The following is a 547-nucleotide window of genomic DNA, read 5'->3' on the forward strand; positions in this document are numbered from 1 at the left end:
TACTATGGCGGCGCATGGAAAACCAGCCTAGTCGGCACTGCTGGCGCTGGCGGCCGAAGCGTTTTTGCGATGGACGTCACGACGCCTACCAGTGTGACGGCGGCCAGCCGGCTTTGGGAGATCAGCGATCTCGACAGCTCGTTGTCCGCTGCGATACGTGTCAATATCGGATTTGTGCTCGGCAAGCCGGTCATCGTGCCGATCTTGAGTTCGAATGGCACGGTGACCTGGAAGGCGGTCTTCGGCAATGGCTACAACAGCGCTAGCGGGAAAGCCGTCCTGTTTCTTGTAGATATCAAGACAGGTACGCCGACCGTAACCATGATCGAAGCTGCCGAGAGCGGCAGTACTGTTTCCGGTAGCAACGGTTTGGGCAATATCGTGGTTGTTGATCGGGGGGGCGGCCCGGGCCAGACGCCAAGGGTGCGTGATGGCTACGCAGATACTGTCTATGCTGCCGATCCAAAGGGAGCTATCTGGAAATTCGATTTGCTCAACCCCCCGACTCGGCTGACGGCCCCGCGGTTCCACAGTCGTACGCATGTGG

The 547-nt window shown here is 59.0% G+C and carries 1 protein-coding gene; it reads left to right on the forward strand.

Annotation, left to right across the window (positions count from 1 at the left end; translation table 11 throughout):
* The coding region (locus CSC62_RS17600) for a PilC/PilY family type IV pilus protein (RefSeq protein ID WP_281353330.1) at positions 1-547 on the forward strand (547 nt) is incomplete at both ends.

Origin of the sequence: Pseudoxanthomonas jiangsuensis (assembly GCF_010093185.1) — a bacterium.
In the GTDB taxonomy this organism is placed as follows: domain Bacteria; phylum Pseudomonadota; class Gammaproteobacteria; order Xanthomonadales; family Xanthomonadaceae; genus Pseudoxanthomonas; species Pseudoxanthomonas jiangsuensis.